This is a genomic window from Alcanivorax sp. P2S70 (assembly GCF_000475295.1).
GTDB lineage: Bacteria > Pseudomonadota > Gammaproteobacteria > Pseudomonadales > Alcanivoracaceae > Alcanivorax > Alcanivorax profundi.
The window spans coordinates 1-6,826 of sequence record NZ_AXBZ01000029.1 but is presented as its reverse complement, the minus strand read 5'-3'; the positions used below and the strand labels follow the sequence as shown (position 1 = coordinate 6,826).

Annotated in this window: 6 protein-coding genes; 4 read left to right on the top strand and 2 right to left on the bottom strand. The window is 54.4% G+C overall.

What is annotated here, in order from left to right; translation table 11 throughout:
• Positions 1-212: 212 nt before the first annotated feature.
• Complete coding sequence (locus Q672_RS26810; RefSeq protein ID WP_011588647.1) at positions 213-1,547, bottom strand: ATP-binding protein; 1,335 nt, start codon at positions 1,545-1,547, stop codon at positions 213-215.
• 19 nt (positions 1,548-1,566) lie between these two features.
• Positions 1,567-2,235 (bottom strand): response regulator, encoded by a 669-nt coding sequence (locus Q672_RS26805; protein ID WP_022985570.1) that lies wholly within the window; start codon positions 2,233-2,235, stop codon positions 1,567-1,569.
• Between the two features lie 203 nt (positions 2,236-2,438).
• Here Q672_RS26805 and Q672_RS26800 point away from each other — a divergent pair, with 203 nt between their 5' ends.
• The 4 genes from Q672_RS26800 to Q672_RS26785 all read left to right on the top strand — a co-directional run.
• Entirely contained in the window at positions 2,439-2,972 is a 534-nt protein-coding gene (locus tag Q672_RS26800) for a cupredoxin domain-containing protein (protein ID WP_022985569.1), read from the top strand.
• Positions 2,973-3,060: 88 nt separating this feature from the next.
• The gene (locus Q672_RS26795; protein WP_031226526.1) at positions 3,061-4,851 is read left to right on the top strand and encodes a copper resistance system multicopper oxidase; all 1,791 of its coding nucleotides are present in this window, start codon (positions 3,061-3,063) and stop codon (positions 4,849-4,851) included.
• Positions 4,848-5,597 carry a copper resistance protein B gene (locus Q672_RS26790; RefSeq protein ID WP_011588644.1) on the top strand — a complete coding sequence of 250 codons (750 nt, stop codon included), beginning with the start codon at positions 4,848-4,850 and terminating at the stop codon, positions 5,595-5,597. Before Q672_RS26795 ends, Q672_RS26790 begins: the two co-directional genes overlap by 4 nt.
• A 129-nt stretch (positions 5,598-5,726) precedes the next feature.
• The coding region (locus Q672_RS26785) for an APC family permease (protein ID WP_081703648.1) at positions 5,727-6,826 on the top strand (1,100 nt) is incomplete at its 3' end.

Sequence of the window (6,826 nt, the reverse complement as noted above, 5' to 3'; positions counted from 1 at the left end):
GGGGGGGGGTATAAAATTCATGATCAAAAGCATCGGTTTGCTGTTTTGGGTTGCAAGTAGAGCAAGTAGTGTTAGTGGGTGTAGATTCAGTATCCTTCAGGGAAAGCTCATTATAGAGCGGTCGAGATTGAACAGGCTGGACGAGACTCCAAATCATCATCCCAACTATTGATGAATTTGACTTGAAGCATAGAGAATGGAGGGTGAAGGTGTCAGTTGTCTGACCGGTCGCCGAATCGATCAGAACCAGGGATTACAACAACTGCAGTAAGGCCTCCTACCTTACTGGACGTGTAATGAACCTGTCCCTGATAACGCTCAACTATTGCGTGGACAATAGCCAGCCCCAATCCATGACCGGGTGTTTGCTCGTCCAGCCTCAATCCTCGCTTGCCCAATTGTGAGTGGGCTGTTTCTGATACGCCCGCTCCGTCGTCGCTGATGATAATTTTTAACTGCTCTTGATCTTCACTCAGCGTGAGCTCCACCCAGCGGGATGACCATTTGCCTGCGTTATCCAGCAAGTTGCCAAGGATTTCGTTCAGATCATGCTCCTCGACAGGCCAGCGATGGTTTTCAGGCAGATCCGTTGACAATTCAAAAGATTTATCGGGGTAGAGGCGGCCAAGCATCCACAGCAGATCCCGGGCCTGTTTGATCGGACATACACTTTGGCCGACCTGTGGACCCGCAAACCGGCTTCGCCGCATTTCGGCCTCAAGCTGAGCATCTATGTCGTCGAGGCGCGCCGCCATTTCCCATCTCAGCTTCTCATCGAGCGGGCGACTGGTGTCTTCCAGGATCTGTCTGACAGCCGCTATGGGGGTTTTCACGCTGTGGGAAAGGTTGGCAAGTGCGTCACGGGAGCGTTCCAGCCGGTCATCCAGTGAATCCAGCAGTCGATTGAGTTGCCGGACGAGGGGCTGGAACTCCTCCGGGCCGTCTGCGTTAATACGGGAGAGCTCGCCTGACTGAAGTTTTTTCAGGTTCATCTGAAGGCCCGCTATTGACCGCAGGGCCAGAGTGATTCCCAGCCATATGCTCCCGATCATCAGAATGACCAGTAAAACCGAGACGACGGCAGTCCAGATATGGAGTTTGGCCTGGCTCCGATGAAGCGCCTCCATATCCTCGGCAACAATGATCACGAAGGGGTTTCCGTCGACCGTGAAGGCACGGCGATACCCAAGCATTTGGGAAGGCGCAGCTGGTACCTCAGCATCCCTGGCTCTCACGGCTCCCTCCTGCCCGGAGGTGAGCAACGGCCTCAGAATCGGAGTCCAGGTCTCCGGTGAGATGGACTGCCCAGACGGAGAAGCGATGGCGATGGCGAAGGCGTGGAGGAGCACTTCCTGAAAATAGTCGCCGGTCTGGAGTGTATCAATCTGGCCACCGGATTGGCGGATCTGGTGTTCCAGAAAAGCTACCTCATCTTTCAAGCGGCGTTCTACTAAGTCCATGGTCATCCTCTCCAGCAAGGCCCCATGGATGATCCAAGCCAGTGCCATCAGACCAATGCCGGCCGGAAGCAGCAGAATCAGGAGCATCCCCCTGACTGAGCGAGGTCTAGCGGCTATCGGCATCGAACAGGTACCCCTGACCACGTCGGGTCTTGATGGTGTCCGGTCCCACCAGCTTCCTGAGCCGCCGCACATACGCTTCGATCACGTTCTCGCTGGGTATGTCGTCGATGCTGTATAGCTGGTCGAAAAGCTGTTCTTTCGAGAAAACCTGCCCGGGACGACTCATCAGACATCGGAGCAAACGGAACTCCGTACCGGTCAGGCTATGTTCGGTCTCGTCACCGGCCCTTAACGTCTGGCGATTTTCGTCCAGCTCGAACCGGCCCGCTGTCAGGGTATCCATTATTCTGCCTTCGCTTCGCCGGACGATGGCGTGAAGTCGGGCAATCAGCTCTTCGGTCTGGAAAGGCTTCGCGAGGTAATCATCGGCGCCGGCCTTCAAGCCATTGACCTTGTCCTGCCAGTCTCCCCTGGCGGTCAGGATCAACACCGGGAAACTGACCTTATGCGTCCGCCACTGTTTCAGTACGTCCAGGCCGTTGCCGTCGGGCAGGCCCAGGTCAAGAATACCGGCGCGGTAACTTTCCTGCTGCCCGAGGTGCCGGGCTTCCCGCGCTGTACGGGCGGTATCCACGCTGAAACCGGCCTTTTCCAGTTGGGCGCTTAGCCCATTTGTCAGCAGGTAGTCATCTTCCACCAGAAGTAATCTCATTCCTGAACTGCCTTTCTAAATTGAGCATCAGAGTCCGTCAGTGTCGCTGCCCAAGCTGAATTGTGCCAGAACAAAAAATAATTCCGATTTTCAGCCTGGATTCAGGTTGCTGAGCGATGGTAGCAACCGCTTCTGGATATTGCTCAAGTTTTGAGTGAGACAACCCGGCCCTCAGGGCCAAAGCTGTTCAAAGGAGAAGATATATGACCGTATCAAAATTCCTCGTTGCTGCCGCAACTATCTTATTGTCGGCGACCACCTTTGCCGCTGGAACCCATGGTGGAGGACATGATCACGGCGCTGCGAGTGGTGAGCCCGGCAAAGCCTCAGAGGCCAGCCGAACCATAACAGTCGAAATGTACGACAATTACTATGAACCGGAATCAATCATCGTAAGCCCCGGGGAAACGGTGCGGTTCGTGGTGGAGAACAAGGGGAACCTCGTTCACGAGTTCAACATCGGCACACCTGAGATGCATGAGGGGCATCAGGAGGAAATGATGATGATGGTAGAGCACGGCGTGATTCAGGGCGGGAAGCTGAATCACGACATGATGAGCATGGACATGGGCAACGGAAAAACCATGAAGCATGACGATCCAAACAGCGTGTTGCTTGAGCCCGGACAGAGCAAGGAAGTTGTCTGGAAGTTTACGGAAAAAGGCGACATTGAGTTCGCATGCAACGTGCCAGGCCACTACCAGGCCGGCATGTACGGTGACGTTAACTTTGAGTAAACCGGCGTACTGACAACCCCGCGAATGCACGGGTTGGGACTGTTTTCCAGCCCTGCTTCAACGAAGTGCAGTTTGGAGTAAGAAAAAGATGAAAACACGCCTACTGACAGGACTTTTAAGCCTGCTGATGCCAGCCATGGTTATGGCTGGTGAGTACGACCTGACGGTCGACCGGGTAAAAATTGATACTGGCGATTTCGTGAAAGAAGGCATTGGATACAATGGCGTATCTCCGGGGCCGGTGATGCGCTTCAAAGAAGGCGAAAACGTCAGGATCAACGTGACCAACAATCTGGATGAGATGACGTCCATTCACTGGCACGGTCTGATCCTTCCTTTCGATCAGGATGGAGTACCAGGTATCAGTTTCCCGGGCATCAAGCCGGGTGAAACCTTTACCTACGAATTTCCCATCCAGCAAGCGGGCACCTACTGGTTCCACAGCCACTCTGGTTTTCAGGAGCCGGATGGCGCCTACGGTTCCATCGTTATCGAACCCGAGGGGCGTGAACCGTTCCGTTACGACCGCGAATACGTCGTCCAATTGACCGACAAACACCCGCATTCCGGTGATCGCATCATGCGCAACTTGAAAATGATGACTGATTATTACAACCGCGATCAGCAGACCGTGGGCGAGTTTTTCTCGGATGTGTCCGAGAACGGTTTTATGAACACAGTTCGGGATCGCATGGCCTGGGGTGGCATGCGCATGATGAAAGCAGACGTCGAAGACGTGCATGGCTTTACGGGCCTGATCAATGGTAAAGGGCCGGACCAGAACTGGACCGGACTCTTTGAGCCGGGCGAGCGCATCCGGCTGCGTTTTATCAACTCTTCGGCGATGACCTACTTCGACATCCGGATTCCCGGTCTGGATATGACGGTTGTCCAGGCTGATGGCAACAACGTTCAGCCGGTCAGTGTGGACGAGTTCCGGATCGGTGTAGCGGAAACCTACGATGTGATCGTGCGCCCGAAAGATGAGCAGGCTTATACCATTTTTGCCGAATCCATGGGACGTTCAGGCTATGCAAGAGCGACGCTGGCCCCCGAAAAGGGTATGGAAGGGTCTGTGCCACCAATGCGTGAACCAGCGCGTCTGACCATGGCTGATATGAGCGGTATGCCCGGTATGGACCATGGCAGCATGTCTGGCATGGATCATGGGAACATGGATATGAGCAGCTCGGGAGATATGTCCGGGATGGACCACTCCAACATGGGCAGCATGGATCATTCCAATATGGAAGGTATGGATCATTCCAACATGAAAGATATGGATCATTCGGGCATGTCCGGCATGTCCGGCATGGACCATGGTTCCATGGCGATGGGGACAGAAGAAAAAAGCGATCCTTTTTACGCCAAGGGCAGTGGCCTCATGCCCAAAGCTGCCAATGGCGGAAAGTTCCTCTCTTACGCTGACCTGAAGGCTCAGGATCCGTTGTATGAAGTTCGCGAGCCGACCCGGGAAATTGAGCTTCGTTTGACCGGCAATATGGAGCGGTATACCTGGAGCATTAATGGCGTCAAGTATGAAGACGCCGATCCGATTCGTCTCAAATACGGTGAGCGGGTCCGTTTCAAGTTTGTCAACGAAACCATGATGACTCACCCCATGCACCTGCACGGTATGTGGTCCATCCTTGATGTTGGCGCAGGCCAGTGGAACCCGATCAAACACACGGTCAGTGTGCAGCCCGGCACCACCGTTTACATGGAAACCGAGGTCGACGCGCCCGGTCAGTGGGCGTTCCACTGTCACCTGTCCTATCACGCGGCCGCTGGTATGTTCCGCAAGGTCATTGTTGAAGGTGGGCCAGAGTCGACGCAGGCCAAAACAGACGTGATTGCCAAAGATGGAGGTGAGGTATGAGCTGTATTCGATCAATTGTCGCAGTCAGCTTCCTTGCCTCTATTGGTGTCTCAACGGCGGTGACAGCTCAGGAAATGATCTCCGACACCACCGCTCGTAAACAGCCGCTCACAACCTGGGGTGTTCAATTCGAGGAGTTTGAATACCGCTACAGCGACGATGACGAGGAACTGGGCGTCTGGAATGCGGATGCTTTCTATGGCACCGACGAGTTCAAAGTCCGGTTGCTCACAACCGGGGAGTACGAGATAGAGGAGCAGGCCTACGAAACACTGGAAAACCAGCTGGTCGGCCAGATCCCCATCTCCAAGTTCTTCGACGCCAAAGCGGGCGTACGTTTCGATACGCCCGAGGGGCCGGACCGTACATATGCCGTTCTCGGTGTAGCCGGGCTGGCTCCCCAATGGTTTGAGATCGATGCAAACCTGTATGTCAGTAAGGATGGCGATACGTCAGCCGAACTGGATGCAGAGTACGAGCTGCTTCTCACCAACTACTGGATTCTGGCGGCAACGCTGGATGCCACGGTTGCGTTTAGCGAGGACCGGGAAATTGGCGTTGGTAAAGGACTGGTTTCTACCGAAACCGGACTCAGGTTGAGCTATGATCTGATCGACCGTGCGTTCTCGCCTTATGTGGGCGTGGTGCATGAGCGCAAATACGGCGATAGTGCCGACTTTGCCGAAGCGGACGGCGGCAGTACAGCAGATTGGTTTGCTGTGATTGGAGCGCGCATCGCACTCTGATCAGGTACTTAGGGGCTAAAGATATTTCTTTGGCCCGTTTTTCTCGACATTGATGCAAGTGAGATCTACCCAAGCCAGCATTGGCTATTTATTGAGTATCAAACGCCGTTCAAAACAACAGGAGGTTGTATGAGCAGCACGCACGACAGAACCACGCGCTATCAGAAAGGCAGTCTTACACTTCCGGGAACTGTTATGCTGGGCACCGGTGTCATGATTGGCGCCGGTATCTTCGCCCTTACCGGGCAGATGGCGCAGATGACTGGCGTTCTTTTCCCGTTGGCGTTTCTGGCCGCGGCGGTAATCGTAAGCTTCAGTGCCTATTCCTACATCAAAATTTCCAATGCCTACCCGTCAGCCGGGGGCATAGGCATGTACCTGCACAAAGCCTATGGCAATCGGTTACCGACGGCTTTCAATGCTTTGCTGATGTATTTCTCGATGGTGATTGCCCAGAGCTTTCTTGCGCGAACCTTCGGTTCTTACACCATGCAACTGTTCGATGGCGATGAAAGTGGCCGCATGGTGCCCATTCTTGGCGTCTCACTAATTCTGGCCGCGTTTATGATCAATCTGTTGGGCAACCGAATGATTCAGGGCGTGGCTTCCTTTATAGGTATCCTGAAGATCGGAGGCATTCTGGTTTTCGGGCTGGTGGGTATCTGGATTGCCGACAGTGTTTCTGTTGATTTCTCTAGCCCCGGTGAGGCTGGAACCTTTGGCAATTTCCTGGGGGCAACGGCCCTTGGCATTCTGGCCTTCAAAGGTTTTACCACCATCACCAACAGCGGCTCGGAAGTCATAGACCCCAAGAGAAACGTGGGGCGAGCGATTATTATTTCCATCGCAGCCTGCGTGGTGATCTACACCCTGGTCGGTTTCGCCGTTGCCAGTAACCTGTCCCTGGCGGAAATCATCAAAACGCAGGACTACTCTCTGGCGGCCGCTGCGCGTCCCGCATTGGGCGACTACGGCGTCTGGTTTACCGTCGCCATTGCGATGATGGCCACCGCCGGTGGCATTCTGGCCAGTATTTTCGCCGTCTCACGCATGTTGGCCATGCTGACTGAAATGAAGCTGGTCCCCCACAGTCATTTCGGCATGCCCGGTAGCATCCAGAAGCACACGCTGGTTTATACCGTGGTGCTTGGGCTTATCCTCACGGCCTTCTTCGACCTGTCCCGAATTGCAGCGCTGGGCATCATTTTTTACCTGATCATGGACATTGC

Excerpts from the sequence above, each read along its gene's own strand:
- Q672_RS26800 (WP_022985569.1), top strand. The coding sequence starts at position 2,439 with ATGACCGTATCAAAATTCCTCGTTGCTGCCGCAACTATCTTATTGTCG.
- Q672_RS26795 (WP_031226526.1), top strand. The coding sequence starts at position 3,061 with ATGAAAACACGCCTACTGACAGGACTTTTAAGCCTGCTGATGCCAGCC.
- Q672_RS26810 (WP_011588647.1), bottom strand. The coding sequence starts at position 1,547 with ATGCTCCTGATTCTGCTGCTTCCGGCCGGCATTGGTCTGATGGCACTG.
- Q672_RS26790 (WP_011588644.1), top strand. The coding sequence starts at position 4,848 with ATGAGCTGTATTCGATCAATTGTCGCAGTCAGCTTCCTTGCCTCTATT.
- Q672_RS26805 (WP_022985570.1), bottom strand. The coding sequence starts at position 2,235 with ATGAGATTACTTCTGGTGGAAGATGACTACCTGCTGACAAATGGGCTA.